Origin of the sequence: Enterococcus sp. DIV1337a, assembly GCF_051712285.1 — a bacterium.
Classification (GTDB): domain Bacteria; phylum Bacillota; class Bacilli; order Lactobacillales; family Enterococcaceae; genus Enterococcus; species Enterococcus faecalis.
Genome location: NZ_JBIOOP010000001.1, coordinates 356,911 through 374,804, shown reverse-complemented (window position 1 = coordinate 374,804; position 17,894 = coordinate 356,911). Strand labels below are relative to the sequence as shown.

14 protein-coding genes, 1 tRNA gene and 1 other annotated feature are annotated in these 17,894 nt (G+C 36.5%); of the genes, 4 read left to right on the top strand and 11 right to left on the bottom strand.

Features of this window, described 5'->3' with window-relative positions:
* Positions 1-62: 62 nt before the first annotated feature.
* The 10 genes from tyrP to IGL49_RS01850 form a co-directional block, all read right to left on the bottom strand.
* Positions 63-1,481, bottom strand: a complete 1,419-nt coding sequence (gene tyrP, locus IGL49_RS01895) for a tyrosine-tyramine antiporter (protein ID WP_104855072.1) — start codon at positions 1,479-1,481, stop codon at positions 63-65.
* 202 nt (positions 1,482-1,683) lie between these two features.
* On the bottom strand, positions 1,684-3,546 hold the full coding sequence (tdc, locus tag IGL49_RS01890; RefSeq protein WP_002355450.1) for a tyrosine decarboxylase: 1,863 nt from the start codon (positions 3,544-3,546) through the stop codon (positions 1,684-1,686).
* A gap of 298 nt (positions 3,547-3,844) precedes the next feature.
* Positions 3,845-5,101 carry a tyrosine--tRNA ligase gene (gene tyrS, locus IGL49_RS01885; RefSeq protein WP_104855073.1) on the bottom strand — a complete coding sequence of 419 codons (1,257 nt, stop codon included), beginning with the start codon at positions 5,099-5,101 and terminating at the stop codon, positions 3,845-3,847.
* A gap of 191 nt (positions 5,102-5,292) precedes the next feature.
* Positions 5,293-5,502 (bottom strand) — a binding site (T-box leader).
* A 290-nt stretch (positions 5,503-5,792) separates the two neighbouring features.
* Entirely contained in the window at positions 5,793-7,238 is a 1,446-nt protein-coding gene (gene cls / locus IGL49_RS01880; RefSeq protein ID WP_104855074.1) for a cardiolipin synthase, read from the bottom strand.
* A gap of 165 nt (positions 7,239-7,403) precedes the next feature.
* Positions 7,404-7,886 (bottom strand): VOC family protein, encoded by a 483-nt coding sequence (locus IGL49_RS01875; RefSeq protein WP_104854708.1) that lies wholly within the window; start codon positions 7,884-7,886, stop codon positions 7,404-7,406.
* Between the two features lie 22 nt (positions 7,887-7,908).
* Positions 7,909-8,784 (bottom strand): aldo/keto reductase, encoded by an 876-nt coding sequence (locus tag IGL49_RS01870; protein WP_277814875.1) that lies wholly within the window; start codon positions 8,782-8,784, stop codon positions 7,909-7,911.
* A gap of 277 nt (positions 8,785-9,061) precedes the next feature.
* Positions 9,062-9,135, bottom strand: a tRNA-Lys gene (locus tag IGL49_RS01865).
* An 81-nt stretch (positions 9,136-9,216) separates the two neighbouring features.
* On the bottom strand, positions 9,217-9,354 hold the full coding sequence (locus tag IGL49_RS01860; RefSeq protein WP_104854706.1) for a FeoB-associated Cys-rich membrane protein: 138 nt from the start codon (positions 9,352-9,354) through the stop codon (positions 9,217-9,219).
* A gap of 6 nt (positions 9,355-9,360) precedes the next feature.
* Positions 9,361-11,511, bottom strand: coding sequence for a ferrous iron transport protein B (feoB, locus tag IGL49_RS01855; RefSeq protein WP_104854705.1), 2,151 nt, complete (start codon positions 11,509-11,511; stop codon positions 9,361-9,363).
* The gene (locus tag IGL49_RS01850) at positions 11,508-11,981 is read right to left on the bottom strand and encodes a ferrous iron transport protein A (RefSeq protein ID WP_104854704.1); all 474 of its coding nucleotides are present in this window, start codon (positions 11,979-11,981) and stop codon (positions 11,508-11,510) included. Before IGL49_RS01850 ends, feoB begins: the two co-directional genes overlap by 4 nt.
* A 513-nt stretch (positions 11,982-12,494) precedes the next feature.
* On the opposite strand from IGL49_RS01850, the gene IGL49_RS01845 reads away from it, so the two are divergent.
* The 4 genes from IGL49_RS01845 (at position 12,495) to nrdF (ending at position 16,404) form a co-directional block, all read left to right on the top strand.
* Positions 12,495-12,719: a redoxin NrdH gene (locus IGL49_RS01845; RefSeq protein WP_104854703.1), complete on the top strand. Its 225-nt coding sequence runs from the start codon at positions 12,495-12,497 to the stop codon at positions 12,717-12,719.
* A gap of 1 nt (position 12,720) precedes the next feature.
* Positions 12,721-13,098 carry a class Ib ribonucleoside-diphosphate reductase assembly flavoprotein NrdI gene (nrdI, locus tag IGL49_RS01840; RefSeq protein WP_002355359.1) on the top strand — a complete coding sequence of 126 codons (378 nt, stop codon included), beginning with the start codon at positions 12,721-12,723 and terminating at the stop codon, positions 13,096-13,098.
* Positions 13,079-15,238 (top strand): class 1b ribonucleoside-diphosphate reductase subunit alpha, encoded by a 2,160-nt coding sequence (nrdE, locus tag IGL49_RS01835; RefSeq protein WP_002355358.1) that lies wholly within the window; start codon positions 13,079-13,081, stop codon positions 15,236-15,238. Before nrdI ends, nrdE begins: the two co-directional genes overlap by 20 nt.
* A 200-nt stretch (positions 15,239-15,438) precedes the next feature.
* Positions 15,439-16,404 carry a class 1b ribonucleoside-diphosphate reductase subunit beta gene (nrdF, locus tag IGL49_RS01830; protein ID WP_002355357.1) on the top strand — a complete coding sequence of 322 codons (966 nt, stop codon included), beginning with the start codon at positions 15,439-15,441 and terminating at the stop codon, positions 16,402-16,404.
* Between the two features lie 87 nt (positions 16,405-16,491).
* Here nrdF and IGL49_RS01825 read toward each other — a convergent pair whose 3' ends face one another.
* Positions 16,492-17,781: an ISL3 family transposase gene (locus IGL49_RS01825; protein ID WP_104854702.1), complete on the bottom strand. Its 1,290-nt coding sequence runs from the start codon at positions 17,779-17,781 to the stop codon at positions 16,492-16,494.
* Between the last annotated feature and the right edge of the window lie 113 nt (positions 17,782-17,894).

The window sequence follows — 17,894 nt, the reverse complement described above, 5'->3', positions numbered from 1 at the left end:
AAACGACAATTTACTATAGTCATCAGGTGAAGAGGCACTCAGCAAAATAATTGCTAGCCTTTTTATTCACCTAAATCTTCTTTTACTTCCGTTGCCCAACTTGCTTTTTTAAAGCGATTAATGATTAACGGAATCACAAACATAACAATAGTGATTAATGCAACTAAGACTGCATCAGTCACGGTTGTTGTACCTAATGTGGCAAAAATAACAATGATAACACTAAAAATTAACATTGCTGCCACTAAATAAGCTAAGCCATTACCTTTTTTACCAATTCGGTAAGGACGTAGTGTATCTGGTTGAGATTTACGTAATTTAATTAGGGAAATCGCAATCAATACATACACAATACTATAAATAATTGTTGTGGCATTTGTTAAAGTTAAGAATACAGCGTTGACATCATCCATTACGCCATAAAGTAAAGCGAATAATGAGATAACCACAGATTGTGTGATAACAACGTTACGAGAAACGCCATATTTATTTTCACGATGGAAGCCAAATTTTGGTGGTAATAAGCCATCACGAGCAACTTGAATAATTGTTTTTGATGGTCCAGTAACCCAAGCAGATAATTGTAATAACACGCCTAAGAAGACCATGAAACTAAAGATATTACCAATAATTGTTGGTAAGCCTAAAACGTCACAATAAAGCAAAATTGGTTGTGTAATGTTAGACAATTCCATTTTGCCATTCGGAACAATATTAGCGACAAACATTGCATTAATAACGTTTAATAATACTAAACCAATTAATGAAATGAAAACGCCTTTTGTATAATTTTTTGTTGCATCTTTCAAACGAGGAATATAAACAGAGGACATTTCAATCCCAACAAAGATAAACGCAATCCCTGCTAGATATTTAAATGTGTCCATGTTTTCTAAGTTTGGTAAAACTTTTGACCAAGAGAAGGCACCTAAATAGCCGCCGGGTGTTAAGCCTACTTTAATCATTGAAAGAAGACCTAAAACAAACATAACTAATACTGGGATGTAAACACCTAGCCAAACACCAATATTTCCGCCAACTTTCGCCATATCAAATTTCAAGTTCAAGATTGTAATAATCCAGTAAATCACTAAGATACAACCTAATACGAACCAATGATTTTCACCTAAGTGAACATTACCAAATGTATTACCTAGCAAAGGGCCTAATGTAGAAGCAACCATTACCATTCCTGGGAACATTTGCACCCATAGTAACCAAGCGACAACAAAACCCCATTTGCTACCTAAGGCAGTTTTAACCCAAAGTTGAGGGCCACCTTCTTGAGGAAGCATCGTAGATAATTCACCAGATATCAATGCGATTGGACCAGCAAAGAATAAGACCGCGAAAATTGTGTAAGAAATTAATGTCCAACCAACAGCAGCAAGTGTTGGGATACTACGTACAGTTGCACACAATGCCATTGTTAAACCGATAAAAGTACCTAATTCAATTTTTTTAACTTGTTGTTTATCCAATTTTGTACACTCCTTATAAGATTTTGGATAAGGAGCATGAATGACTGTTATACGCTGAGTAAAACAGTCATTCGACTGCCTCTTACCCAGACAAAGAATTGGTTAAGAGGTTAGCCGTCTGGTTGATTTATTCAATAGATAAATCAACCAGACGAACGTTCCCACATTCGGTTACCATTTCTTTTTTCCGTTTAAGATTCAATTATTTTACGTCGTAAATTTGTTCTAATTTTTCTTGTAAAGCAGCTTGAATCTTAGGAGCGTAAACATCAAATTCTTCTTTATCGTTCATGTATGGAGTCATTACAGCAGCACGTAACACAGTTACTTTACCTGCACGGTTCCATTCTTCGTCACTAAATCCTAAGCTGTTTACAAATTTTAATGGACTGTTGCCATAATCTGGAATAGCAAAGTCAGTATGTGAAGTAATGAATTCGTTGTTGTAAATATTTCCTTTAACGTAAGATGCATAGTCATATACATCATGGTTTAATTTGTTCATTGCTACTAAATCATCGTTGCCTTTTTCTTTAAACACATAGTCAACCATGTTGAAGTCTGGGTGAGTTAATGTGTGGACTTCGATTTCTTTGTCGCCAACTTTGAATGTTAAATCATTCAAGAAGTTATAGAAATGATGTGATCCTTCAATTGAAGCACCAATTAATTTACCATAACCTGCCACGTTTAAAGGTAAAACGTGATGTGCAGCCCATACAGAAGCAGCAGTTGCACCAGCTTTTGAACCTTCAAGGATATAAGCACCTAGTAACGCAGGAATATCGGCACCTTTTTCAAATACGTAAGTTGCGAAGTAAGAAATAACGTCGCGCATACGGATATCTTGGATAACGATACCACCAGCTGAATAAGGGATATACCCCATTTTATGAGGGTCAATTGTAACTGATTCTGCTAATTCGATTGCTTTATATGCATCATACACTTCTCTTGAAATGTGTTCTTTTTTCTCTTTGAAGACACCGTATTCTTCGTGAACATCTTGTAAATCTTCGTAAGGGATGAAGTTGTTGTCTTCGTCTAAGAAGATGGCACGTCCATAACCACCATAAGCAGCATCAACGTGTACATAATAGTAAATACCGTCTTTCATTAATTCATCGCGTAAAGCAATAATTTTATCGATTGAGTCAACGGCACCTTCTTCAGTAGAACCAACTACACCGACAACACCTAGCACTGGAATTTGTTCTTCTGCTAAACCACGAACGATTTTTTCTAATTCATTGATATCCATACGGTAGTTATGGTCAACTGGTACTGGGATAACTTGATCTAAACCGATACCGATAATATCAGCAGCTTTTAACCAAGAATAGTGTTTAGTTTGTGGGACTAACCATTTACCGATTGCTTGTAAATGTTTACCTGAACGAGCTGAATGAGCTTTGATTTCATCAATTTCATCTTCAGCTGATTCTAATAAGTCCATAATTTCTTTTGTTGGCATGTTCAATAGTTCCCAATCTGATTTGCCAGCAACTAATTCTGGTTTTACTTCTTTCATAGCAAATGGTAATGATTTAATGTTACGGGCATACCATAAGCCTTCTAAGTTAGCTAAAGAACCATCAGCAACGATGTGTCCCCAACCATTTTTGTAGCTCATTAAGTGAGCAAATTCATGTCCTACTTCTTCTTCCATTTGAGAAGTTGCTGGAGAAGATTCATAGGCAACGTTGTTCCCGTTCCATAGCATTGCAAAGTTGTAAGCTAATAGAGAAGGCATTAATGTTTCTGAGTTCATATGTCCCCAATATCTACCTGCTGTATGCCATGGAACTGAATGTGTACGCATGCGAGAAGAGATTTCATTCAATACATCTTTCATATGGTTGACAGTTTTTTCGTAGCTTTCAGATGTGCGTTCTTGAGAAGAGATAACTGGCATGTCTTGTGGCATGTAGTTTTGACGCCATCCTAAATGTTCATCTACTAAGTCGATCAACAAGTCTTTATATAATTGTCCGTTTTCGGCTTTGTCCCCAATGAATAGTGCATTAAGGTTCATTTCGCCTTTTGCTAATTTTTCGTTTTTCATACGAAAATTCCTCCTTACAAATTTTAATGAATTAGATTTTGCATTCACAACTTACACCCAAACGGCTAAAGTGTAAAGAAGAAAAATAACAATAGTTATCATAGCTCTTTAATTTTATAATTTTTTCACAAGGTGTCTTGTCAGAACCATTATAAAAAAAAATAAGAGTGGGATTGTGTGTACAATCCCACTCTTATTAGGTGTATTAACGGTTTCACCACTACCTGTAAGGAGAAATAGAATTTTAACTTTGATCAAATAATCACACGTCTTCTCTTCGTGAAATTATTATCAATTTTTAATCCATTACTTTTGCTAAAAAGTAATTTTTCTTCCCTTTCCGTACAACAACGAATTTTCCATCGAAATGTTGTGTTGGATCGACTGCAAAATCTAAATCGGTAACTCGGTCACCGTTAATACTTATAGCTCCTCCGCTCACGTCTTCGCGAGCTTGACGTTTTGATGGTTCGATTTCTGTGTCAACTAACCAATCTACGATGTTTTTAGCATCTTTGGTAATTTCAACAGTTGGCACATGTTCTAACCCTTGCTCGATTTCCTCAATCGTTAAATCTTTAATGTTGCCTGAGAAAAGAGCTTCTGAAATTTTTTGCGCTTCTTCTAGTGCTGCATCATCGTGAACAAATCGTGTCACTTCTTCAGCTAAGCGTCTTTGTGCTTCACGTTTACCTGGTTCTTTTTCAACTTTTTCAGCTAACGCATCGATTTCTTCTTTATCTAAGAAAGTAAAGAATTTCAAGTATTTGATGACATCACGATCATCTTGGTTTAACCAGAATTGGTAGAATTCAAATGGTGAGGTTTTCTTAGGATCTAACCAGATGGCACCACCCGCTGTTTTCCCAAACTTTGTGCCATCTGCTTTTAACATTAAGGGAATGGTTAACCCAAATACTTTGGCTTCTGGTCCTTCTTTTTTACGAATCAAATCTAATCCTGCAGTGATATTGCCCCATTGATCAGCGCCACCAATTTGCAATTGAATATTATGTTTTTTATGCAATGTGTAAAAGTCAATTGATTGAAGAATTTGGTATGTGAATTCTGTAAAGGAAATGCCACTTTCTAAACGACTAGCGACAATGTCTTTTGCCAACATCGTGTTGACATTAAAGTTTTTCCCGTAATCTCTTAAAAAATCTAATAAAGATAGTTCTGATAACCAATCGTAGTTGTTCACCATTGTGACATCAGCATCTTTACCAAATAATTTTTTCATTTGGTTTGAGAGACTGTCCACATTATGTTGCACAGCTTCCATCGTTTGTAAGACACGTTCGGTTGTTCGTCCACTTGGATCACCGATTGTTCCAGTTCCGCCACCAATTAAAATGTATGGGTGATGACCTGCTAATTGGAATCGTTTCATCATCATAAAAGGAATTAAATGTCCAATATGCATGCTATCTCCAGTTGGATCGACACCGCAATATAGCGCAATGCTCGTATTTTCTGTAAGTTCTCTTAGTCCTTCTTCGTTTGTTTGTTGATTGATTGCATCACGCCATGCTAGCTCGTCAATGATATTCATGTTATCACCCTCCATATTTATAATTATCTCTTTATAGGAAATCGTTTATTTAATTAAACAAAACGATTAACACACTTGTTTTTACACGATATTCCGTGTTTATTTCTATGTATACACGGGTTCACGAAATTTTCTTTGGTCTGCCACGTATTCAAAAAAGAATACAAAAAATCCCTAAGTCGTCGAAACGACTTAGGGACGAATTTCTCGTGGTACCACCCAAATTTATACATAGTTTATTTAAAATACTATATACCTCTTAACAAATAACGCTGTTACCCGTGCCCTGTAGGCAGAAGCTCAAGAATGTAATTCGATAAATAACGTGTACTAGTTTCCAGCGCCACTAGCTTTCTGTAACAGTGGTTATTTCTCTACTGCTTTTCTGTCATTGCTTTGTATTTAACTTGTACATGTAGCATATTCCTTTTCGTTTTTTTTGTCAACACTCTTTGCTTAATTTTTTTTACTTTTACAAAAGATGTCCTTTTTTCGCAAAAATAAAATAACAATATTTAAACAAAATAAATTGTTTTAACAACAACGAAAGATAAAAAAATAACAAAAAAACTTAAAGAATATTTTTAAAAAATTTTTTGACTTTTTTTGTGATTTTCTATACTTTTATAAAATTCCCGAAGAAAAATGACGAACTTCTGATCAGAAGTTCGTCATTTTGTGAAAAACAGTTTTAAAGAATTGGTGAAAATAATCGTGAAATTTGTTGTTTAAAAATCAACCATTTTGACATGTCGCGAACAACTTCTGGAGTCATTGTTGTACATTTTTTTCGATCTTCTAAGAAAATTGCTTCTAATTGATCAATGATTTTTTTATCATATAACACAGCATTTGCTTCAAAGTTTAATTTGTAACTTCGGATATCTTGATTAGCTGAACCAACTGTGCAGACTTCATCATCCATAATCATTGTTTTCGCATGTAAGAAACCACCGTTATAAATTAAAATTTCAATATTTTCTTTCATTAACAAGCGGCCGTAATACTGTGTTGCTCGATAAATAAACGGATGGTCGGGCTTATCTGGAATCATAATTTTAACATCTACTCCTGAAGCCGCAGCAACCTTTAAAGCAGCCAAGACACTATCATCAGGAACTAAATACGGCGTTTGAATCCAGACTCTTTTCTTGGCAGAAGTAATCAATTTAATAAAGGCCAATTTAATTTGTTCACGGTCACTGTTAGGTCCACTTGCAATCATCTGAATGGATGTATTTGCCTCTGGCACCAACGCTTCAAGTTTAAAGAAATAATCCAATTGATACGCCACACGATTTTTCTCAGGGGAAGAGACGTTCCAATCCATTAAAAAACGCATTTGCAGTAATGAGGCTGCTGGCCCTTGAATCCGTAAATGCGTATCCCGCCAATAGCCAAACTTTTTAGTCGTTCCAGCATATTGATCGGCAACATTAAAACCACCAATGTAGCCTACTTTTCCGTCAATAACGACAATTTTCCGGTGATCATGATAATTCAAACGAAACTTCAAGAGTGCTTTTTGAGAAGTAATAAACGTTTGGACAAAACCGCCGTTTTTTTTCAATTCATTCAAATGATGAACCTTGGTGCCCTTTGAGCCAAAGGCATCGTAAAGCAACCGCACTTCAACCCCTTCAGCCGCCTTTTCTTCTAATAAGTTCAAAATTTTGGTGCCGATATGATCCGTTACAAAGGCATAATATTCAATATGAATGGAATGCTGAGCTTTTTTTATGTCCGCCATCAACGCATTGAATTTTTCCATACCATCCGTAAAAATCTCAACGTCATTTTTCTTAGTCAGAGGCATCCTATTTAACGAGGAGAAAAAGTCTGTAAACTGCTGTTGCTCCTCCGTCGGCATCTTTTGACTATAAAGTTCAAAACTTTCTTCTTGGAAATTCTGAAAATTCTCTAATTCCCGTAAATCACTTTGTTGCAAATAAAATTTCTTTTTGTCGGTCAAGCCTCGACCAAAGAATAAATATAAGAAAAAACCAAAAACGGGTAGAGCAATCAGTACGAGTAACCATGCCCAAATTGCCGCTACATCTCGAGGTTTTAACAAGATGGTAATTCCCGCAATAATTGCATTAATAAAATAAATAACTGTTAAGACACTAAGAATCAATTGTCTTCCTCCTTTATTTGTTACGTTTTAGTATACCATCAATTAAGGATTTGGAATATCTTTTCTTTGGCTGCTTCTTTCTAAAAAATAAAAAGAACCCCTCATTCTAGTTACTGGTACTAGAATGAGGGGTTCTTTTTGATGTTTGTTTGAAAGTCTTTTAACTTAATTTCGGGTAAATGGACCTTTAGGAGCAATCAATTCTAAATTTGTACCATCTGGATCGGTAAAGTAAGCGACACTTGTACCAAAACCGCTTTTCAAGCCATCTTCTTCTTGGAATGTAATCGGCTCTCCAACAGGTTCTACGCCAATCGCTCTTAAACGGGTAACCGCTACATCAATATCTTCCACTTCAAAACACAGATGCATTGCACTAATTTGTTCATTGGAATAAGAGGCTTTTTCTGATTTAGGTGTAACATATTCTAATAAATCAATATTGATATTTTCTAGATGCACATTGGCATACTTGATTAATGTATCATCTAACCCTTGTGTTTGGGCCATCCGTTTTCCACCAATTTCATCACGATTTGCAATTTTGGTTCCTGTTAATGCTTCATAAAATTTCACTGATTCATCCAAATTACTGACTGTAATCCCCACGTGGTTGACTACTGAAAAACCTTTAACTGCTTCACTCATTGTCTCTTCTCCTAGTTAATTTTTAGAAATCAAACGTGTCAGGATCTGGTCCCACACGTAACGATTCATTCAATTGGTTAATTTGTGCCATTTCCTCTGCACTTAGTTCAAAATCAAAGACCGCTGCATTGCTAATCATCCGTTCTTTGTGGACAGATTTCACAGCTAATAAGATATCTTGTTGAATATCCCAACGTAAAATTACTTGCGCTGCTGATTTATTATAATTCTCGGCAATCGCTAAAATTGTTTCATTTGATAATAATTGACCTTGCATTAATGGTGACCAAGCTTGGACTTTAATAACATGTTTTTCACAGAAATCACGCACTTCTTTTTGGTCTAATTTTGGATGTAGTTCTACTTGGTTAATTACTGGAACAACTTTTGCATAGGAAAGTAAATCTTCTAAATGATGGACTTGGAAGTTGCTGACACCAATCGCTTTCACTTTTCCTTCGGCGTACAAAGTTTCTAAAGCTTGCCATGATTCTTTGTAAGAATTATTTCCTGGCCAATGAATTAAATACAAATCTAAATAATCTAAACCTAAACGTTCCAAACTATCATTGAAAGCTTGAATTGTTTCATCATAGGAAATATGCGCGTTCCAAACTTTCGAGGTAACAAATAAGTCCTCACGGTTCAAACCAGTTGCCGCTAAGCCTGCTTTAATTCCCGCTCCTGTACCGGATTCATTGCCATAGATTTGCGCTGTATCGATTAAACGATAACCATTGATAATCCCTTCTTCGACTACTTTTGCTGTCTCTTCATCTGGTATTTGGAATACCCCGAGGCCCATTCCTGGAATTTTAGTGCCGTTGTTTAATATTACTGTATCTGCTAGTGATGTAATCATTTGATTCGCTCCTTTAACGTTTTCTGATATCATCATATACCGTGCCGTATATGATGTATAGTACGTACTTTTTCGTTTCATAGGAACCAAAAAGTGCGCTTTTTGTTAAATTCGCTTTTTTAGCCTGAAAATTTTTTAACTTTTTTATATAACGTGCTTTTTCTTTCTTTTAAGCAAATCATTCTTTAAACGATTTAATGAGTATATCTCTCCCGACACTCAACATTTTAGATAAAAAAAGAGAACGCGTACTCCGTCTTCGAAACGTCCTAAGACGCCGACAGAATACCGTTCTCGTGGGTTTGGCACCCAATGGGGGCATAGGGATTCGAACCCTAGACCCTCTGATTAAGAGTCAGATGCTCTAACCAACTGAGCTATGCCCCCGTTGTATAAAATGGCTTTTCAGCTACCTCAATATTGTAGCACTCCGCTATTATTTATACAAGAGGGAATTTTTTTAACCTGTTATTCTTGTGAAGCTTGTTCTTTTTTTACAGGACAGGCTGTTTGACAATCTTCACAGCTTGCTCCTTTTTTAATTCGTCGATAGGTGATGATTCCTGCTGTTCCAAAAATTAAAATGGATAAAATAATTGTTGCCATTCGTTCTTACCCTCTTTCTAAAGAAGTGATTGCTTGGACGCTTTCTCTGCCTGGCTTTGGCTTTCTTATAAGGAAATAAAATCCAACTAAAACAACGCCCATCGCTAAAAAAGTCCCAATAGTTAGTGTGCCTTTTTCGACTAATACATGGCCCAATTGATAGATCACAAAACTAACCATATAAGCCAAACCACATTGATAACCAATGGCTCCTAATGTCCATTTAAGGTCTCCCATTTCACGGCGAATTGCGCCAATTGCAGCAAAACACGGTGCACATAATAAGTTAAAAGTTAAGAACGAATAGGCTGCGACTGGTGTAAAGGTGTGTTGCAATGCGCCCCAGACTTCTACCCCGTTTTCAGAAACATCTTTCACATTGCCAAATAAAATACCCAAGGTGCCAATAATATTTTCTTTTGCTATCAATCCTGTAATTGTGGCAACTGCTCCTTGCCAATTGCCCCAGCCTAATGGGATAAATAGCACCGCCAACCCTTTACCTAGAAATGCTAGAATACTTTGACTTTCTGGAACAGGTTGAAACGTCACAGAATAATGGGACATGAACCAAATGAGAATACTGGAAACAAAAATAATCGTTCCTGCTTTTTTTACAAATGAGCGACATCGTTCATAAGCATGTCGAACCACACTTCTAAACTGTGGCAAATGATAGGCGGGAAGTTCCATAATAAACGGCGCCGGATCTCCCGAAAAATACTTGGTCTTTTTTAAAGCAATCCCTGACAACACAATGGAAGCAACCCCTAAAAAATAAGCAGAAGGCGAGACCCAACTTTGGTTAGGAAAAAATGCGCCTGCAATCAGAGCGATAATTGGCAGCTTTGCCGAACAAGGCATAAAAGTCGTGACCATAATAGTCATTCGCCGATCGCGTTCGTTTTCAATCGTTCGACTAGCCATCACGCCTGGGACCCCACAACCTGTCGCAATTAACATTGGAATAAACGACTTACCAGATAGGCCGAATTTCCGAAACAAACGATCCATGACAAAGGCAATCCGTGCCATATAGCCACAATCTTCTAAAAAACCTAAACATAAAAACAGGACGGCCAGTTGTGGTAAAAAGCCTAACACAGCCCCAACACCTGCAATGATCCCATCTAAAATTAAACTTTGCATCCATGGCGCTACTTGCCATTGCGCCAACCAACTTCCCACAAATTGAGGAACCCATTCTCCAAAAAAGACATCGTTTAACCAGTCTGTCCCCATTGTACCAACCGTTTGAATAGACAAGTAATAGACCAACCACATCACAAACGCAAAGATTGGCAACGCCAACCACCGATTGGTTACCACTCTGTCAATCTTATCACTGTGAGTAAATGTCATTTCTGTTTTTTTCGTCGCACACAAAGCAATTAATCGAGCAATAAAGGCATAGCGTTCATTAATGATAATCGCTTCACTTTCATCTTGAAAGATTTTTTCAGTAATTCGAATGACTTCTTCAATTTCTTTTTCTTGAAAAGAACTCAATAATAATTGCTCTTTAGTTCGAACATCTCGTTCAAAAAGTTTTAAACTATACCAACGCTGTTGCGTTTCAGGAACAGTATTCCCTAAAATATCAATAATTTCAGCAAGGGCTGCTTCTAAACGATTATCATAAGAAGGATAAATAACCTCTGTCTCTATGGCATTGGCTCGCTGCTTACTTTGTTTTAAGGCATGATCCAACCCACGATTCTTCAAAGCACTAATCTCAACGACAGGCACGCCTAAGCCATAACTTAACTTTTCACTATTTAATGTTTGGCCATTTTTTTCCAGTAAATCCATCATGTTTAACGCACAAACAACCGGTAACCCTGTTTCAATTAATTGTGTTGTTAAATAAAGATTCCGTTCCAAATTGGTCACATCGAGAATATTCAAAATCACTGAAGGTTCGTCCTCCAAAAGGTAATCTCGTGCCACAATTTCTTCAGGCGTATAAGGAGAAAGAGAATAAATCCCTGGCAAATCTTGAATAATGAGTGTCTTATCTTTCTTTGCCACTCCCTCTTTGCGTTCCACAGTTACACCTGGCCAATTTCCAACATATTGGTTGGCTCCCGTTAACATATTGAATGTTGTTGTTTTACCGCTATTAGGGTTGCCGGCTAGTGCAATTTGCTGAGTCATTCGCTTTCCTCCTTCTCAACCAAGATCAGCTCCGCTTCACTTTTTCGTAACGTTAGTTCGTAGCCACGTACATTGATTTCAATTGGATCAGCTAAAGGAGCCACTTTGCGAATAAAAATTACTGTTCCTTTTGTTAAGCCCATGTCCATCAACCGCCGTTTCACTGCTCCTTGTCCGTGGATACCTACTATCGTAGCGCGTTCTCCAACTTTCAAGGTATCCAAGGAGACCCAAACTTTCTCATTCGCCGAGCGCTCCTCCACATGAATCGCTTGTAAAATCGTATCTGTTAGCGCAATCCGACTATTATGTAATAAAACAATACCATTTTGATTCTGATAATTGACAAGGACAACCGCTTGGCCTGCTACGACACCTAAATTGTTTAGATGTTTCTTTGTCTGAGCATCTGCTTGGACGGTTTCGACTGTATAGACTTTCCCAACTTCTGCCTGCGCTAACGTAATCATTTACTTCCCTCCATGTGAAAAAGTTTCAAACGAAAATGAGAATCGTTCTCAATTAAAAGAATACGCTTGCTTAAGCGGAAAGTCAATGAATTTCTGAATCTATCTCCTGCTTTCTTCTATTTTCCTTCTATATAGAGACACTTTTTTCAGGTTACGTTTTCTAAAAAAAGTCAGCTCTTGTTTTTTTATGTTAATAGCTACTATAAATTCCCGTTCATTCAATAACAAATCTGCTTATTTTTTCTTCTTGTGCCTAAATCAAAAGTCAACACAAGATTTAGTATTTTTTCACTAAATGTTCTCTTTCAAAATTTTAATTTTTTTGTTTGTCAAACACTGACCAATGTGTTTTTTCTCCCAAAAACGAGGATTCACGTGTTTTCATTTTTCTTTCAAAAACACAAAAACTAGTATTATGAGAAAAACGCACCACAATATATAGTGTTAAAGTGTTGACTTTTTTCTACATAGATTTATACTAGTTTATGTAGAAAAAAAGAGGAGGAACTTTCAATGAACGTAAAAATCTTTTCAAAAAATAACTGTATCCAATGTAAAATGGCGAAACGTTTCCTAAGTGAAAATAACATCGCTTTTGAAGAAATCAATATCGACGCACAACCAGAAGCTATCGACTGGTTAAAAGAACAAGGATTCCAAAGCGTACCGGTCATCACATCTGAAGCAACAACCGTTGTTGGCTTCCGTCCAGACCAATTAAAACAATTGGCTAGCTAAGATGAAACTTGTTTATTTTTCAGTAACCGGTCAAACGAGGCGCTTTATTAAAAAATTGGATTTGCCTGCTTATGAACTCGAGCCAGCGAATCCTTTTTTTGAAATAAATGAGCCTTTTATTCTTGTCATTCCTACCTATGATGCAGAAATTACAGAGGTGGTGAATGACTTTCTTGATTATAAAAGTAACCAAGAACTGTTAGTTGGTGTAGCTGGTGGGGGCAACCGTAATTTTGCTGAATTATTTGTCTATACCGCCAAAGATATTGCCCGCGATTACCACGTTCCGCTTCTATACTCCTTTGAGTTTAGCGGAACGGACGAAGACGTGGAGACCTTTAAGAAAGTAGTGGAAGAAATTGAGTCTAAAAGAAATTAAAGATGTCAGCTATTTCAAACTGAATAACGAGATTAACCGTCCTGTTGATGGTCAAATCCCTTTAAATAAAGATAAAGAAGCACTCGCAGCCTTCTTTAAAGAAAATGTAGAACCGAATACACGTAAATTCAGCTCTGCTGAGGAAAAAATCAACTTTTTAATGAAAGAAGATTTTATTGAAACTGAATTCATCGAAAAATATTCAATGGACTTTATTGAAAAATTATATGCTTTCTTAGATGAACAACATTTCCAATTCAAGTCTTTTATGGCGGCTTATAAATTCTATTCTCAATATGCTTTAAAGAACAATGCCGGAACAGAGTATTTAGAAACATATGAAGATCGGGTTGCCTTTAATGCCTTGTATTTTGCGGATGGCGATGAAGAATTGGCTTTAACATTGGCGGATGAAATGATCCATCAACGGTATCAACCAGCCACACCTTCTTTCTTAAACGCTGGGCGTAAACGTCGAGGTGAATTGGTTTCTTGTTTCTTAGTTCAAGTAACAGATGATATGAACAGCATTGGTCGTTCAATTAATTCTGCACTACAATTATCACGAATCGGCGGTGGCGTAGGAATTACCCTTTCAAACTTACGTGAAGCAGGTGCACCAATTAAAGGTTATGATGGCGCAGCAAGTGGTGTTGTCCCTGTTATGAAATTATTTGAAGATAGCTTTAGCTATTCTAACCAATTAGGTCAACGTCAAGGTGCTGGTGTTGTTTATCTAAACGTCTTCCATCCAGATATTGAAATGTTCTTATCTGCTAAAAAAGAAAACGCTGATGAAAAAATCCGTGTAAAAACGTTGTCTCTTGGTGTTATTGTTCCAGATAAATTTTACGAATTAACGCGTAACAACGAAGATATGTATTTATTTAGTCCTTATAGTGTGGAACGTGAATATGGTGTGCCTTATTCCTATGTAGATATTACCAAAGAATATGATAACCTAGTGGCCAATCCAAACATACGTAAACGTAAAATTAAAGCCCGTGACTTAGAAAATGAAATTTCTAAATTACAACAAGAATCTGGCTATCCTTATATCATTAATATCGATACAGCCAATAAAAATAACCCGATTGATGGCAAGATTATCATGAGTAACTTATGTTCTGAAATTCTTCAAGTTCAAACGCCTTCTGTTATTAATGGGAAACAAGAATATGAAGTTTTAGGAACAGATATTAGTTGTAACTTAGGTTCAACTAACATTGTTAATTTAATGGAAAGTCCTGACTTTGGAAAATCTGTCCGCGCTATGACGCGTGCGTTAACTTTTGTAACAGATGCTTCTGAAATTGATGTCGTGCCAACTATCCAAAATGGAAATCGTTTAAGCCATACAATCGGACTAGGCGCAATGGGCTTACACACCTTCTTCGCTAAAAATCATATGGAATACGGCTCTGAAGAATCATTAGACTTTACAGACATTTATTTCATGTTATTAAATTACTGGACTTTAATGGAAAGTAACCAAATTGCGAAAGAACGTAACCAAGTCTTCCATAATTTTGAAAAATCAGATTATGCTTCTGGTGCTTACTTCGATAAATATATTGAAGGCAACTTTACACCAAAATTTGATAAAGTGAAAGAAATCTTCAAAGACATTCAGATTCCAACGGCTGAAGATTGGGCTGCGTTACGCGATGCTGTGAAAAAAGATGGTCTTTATCATCAAAATCGTTTAGCCGTAGCGCCAAATGGTTCAATTTCATATATTAATGATACTAGTGCCAGCATTCATCCAATTACTCGCATGATTGAAGAACGTCAAGAGAAGAAAATTGGTAAGATTTACTATCCAGCGCCTTATTTAGCTAATGATACAATCCCTTACTATACTTCTGCTTACGACATGGATATGCGCAAAGTGATTGATGTCTACGCAACAGCGCAACAACACGTTGATCAAGGAATGAGTTTAACCTTGTTTATGCGTTCAGAAATCCCTGAAGGCTTGTATGAATGGAAAGAAACACCGAAACAAACAACCCGTGACTTGAACATTTTACGTCATTATGCGTTCAACAAAGGGATTAAATCAATTTACTATATTCGTACATTTACAGATGATGCTGAAGAAATTGGCAGCAATCAATGTGAGTCTTGCGTGATTTAATGAAAAGCACTTAAATAAGGCGTTCTGCTTGAGCGTCTTATTTTTTAGGAATGTTCTCTTTTTAAACAGGACATTTTCAGATATACTGGACAAAGAAGAACGGCTGCACGCTCCTATTTGGACTCTGTAGAACGTTTTAAGCGAAGAAACGAGACAACTAGTCAAACAGACTGCTGTCCCAGCATACAGGAGGAATAACCATGGCAACGTATTATGAAGCAATTAACTGGAACGCCATTGAAGACGTCATTGATAAATCCACTTGGGAAAAATTAACCGAACAATTTTGGTTAGATACACGGATTCCGTTATCCAATGACTTAGATGATTGGCGGACTCTTTCCGATTTAGAAAAAACTACTGTCGGCTACGTTTTCGGCGGTTTAACTTTATTAGATACTGTTCAATCAGAAAGCGGCATGGATCAACTGAGAAATGATGTGCGGACGCCCCATGAAGAAGCCGTCTTAAATAACATCCAATTCATGGAATCTGTCCATGCTAAAAGTTATTCTTCTATCTTCAGTACATTAAATACAAAAAAAGAGATTGATGATATTTTTGAGTGGACAAATACCAACAAACATCTGCAATATAAAGCAGAACGGATTAACGAAATTTATAAAAACGGTACTCCGTTAGAAAAAAAAATTGCTAGTGTATTTTTAGAAACGTTTTTATTCTATTCTGGGTTTTACACTCCCCTTTACTATTTAGGAAACAATAAACTAGCGAACGTCGCTGAAATTATTAAATTGATTATCCGTGATGAATCAGTGCACGGCACGTATATTGGCTATAAATTCCAATTAGGATTTAATGAATTACCAGAAGATGAGCAAGATAAACTAAAAGATTGGATGTATAATTTACTTTACGAATTGTACGAAAATGAAGAACGTTATACAGAAGAATTATATGATGACTTAGGTTGGACCGAAGAAGTAAAAACCTTTTTACGTTACAACGCCAACAAAGCTTTAATGAACTTAGGTATGGATCCCTTGTTTGCAGATACAGCCAATGATGTGAATCCGATTGTAATGAATGGTATTTCGACAGGAACTAGCAACCATGACTTCTTCTCTCAAGTAGGAAATGGCTATTTACTAGGAACAGTTGAAGCCATGAAAGATGATGACTATCTTTACGGTTTAGATAAATAGTAAAAAGCGGCTCTTTGTCAAATAATGTTGGTAAAGAGAAATTGTAGAATTATGTCGAGTCCAGAGGAGAAAATCCTCTGGATTTTTTTATTTGGTTTGTATAGCTTGTCCTTGTTGGACGAAAATACGTAATTTGAAATTATAAAAGTTACGAAAACCATAGGCATTCCGCTTTAACACTTTGATATGATTATTTAGACACTCCAATTGTCCATTCGAATAAGAAGAATTCAAGGCATGATGAATTTGCTTTTGGTATTTTTTAAAGGTTCGTATAGTTGTTTGATAAGTAGTTGGCAAGTGAGAAATATTTTGCGTAAGCAAGGCATCAAAATACGTTTGGTTGCGTTTGTGAACGGCATACAAAAAGTCTTGGTACAATGTGTAGCCTTGTGTTAACTCAACGCTATAGGAAAGCAGCCTGTCCACAAGCTCTGTTTCGGTTAAATACGTTTTAAACGAAGGGCGCCAACGGCGGTTCAAACTATCCAACTTCTCTTGATTTTTTTGTAATAATTTCCAGTATTTTTTGAGTTGTTTTCCTTGGCGTTTTTCAGCCAAACTTGAACTTTTTAATAGATGATTTGTCCAAGTGATTCGATGGTTTCGAAAGGTCCGACCGATGTGTTGAACGATATGGAAGCGATCAATGATGAGCTTCGCTTTAGGGAAACATTTTTTCACGAGAGAAACGTAAGGTGCGTACATATCAATGACAATAAATTGGACGTTTTCCCGCACAGATAGTGGAAAACGAGTAAAATAACGTTCTAAATAAGACAGTTGTCGGTTTTCAACAATATCAAATAATTTTCTTGTTTGCCCATTTAAAATGATAAAACTCATGGCGCCAGAAACCTGACGAACGGATTTAAATTCATCAAAGTGAAGAACCGTTGGTAAGGTTGTTTTAAAGGGATTCATCGGTTGGTAAAAGCGTTTCAGCACACGATAAACAGAAGAAACAGACACATTTTTTTGGCGAGCGATGCCTGTCATGGAAGTATTTTCTTTCAAACGTGTAGTAATGGCCCATTTGACAGATTGACTAATGAAACAGTGTTTTTCTGCAATACTTGTATCTGCAACAAAGGTCCTTTGGCACGCATGACATTTAAACCGTTGTTTTCTCAATTCCAGATACGTTTTGAATTCTGCGACTTCATTCAGTAACAACCGAACGGTTGTCATTCCCCAGCGAATAATCGTGGAATTACTTTTACAATGTTCACAGGAATCTGCAGAATAGGTTAATTTTCCTGTATAAACTTTACAAATTTGTCCATTTATTTTTTCTTTTCGCAAACAATTTTCTTCAAAAGTAACATTTAGGTCTAGAATATTTAGGGTTTCTTTGATAAGCTCAGTATAGGACATCTTGATTCCTCCTTAGAACGGGTTCAGCGACTTTAATTCTACAGGATTTCAAGGTGTCTTTTTTGTGAATCAAAAAAGATGTTGGTAAAAATACCAACATCAGAAAGTATAGA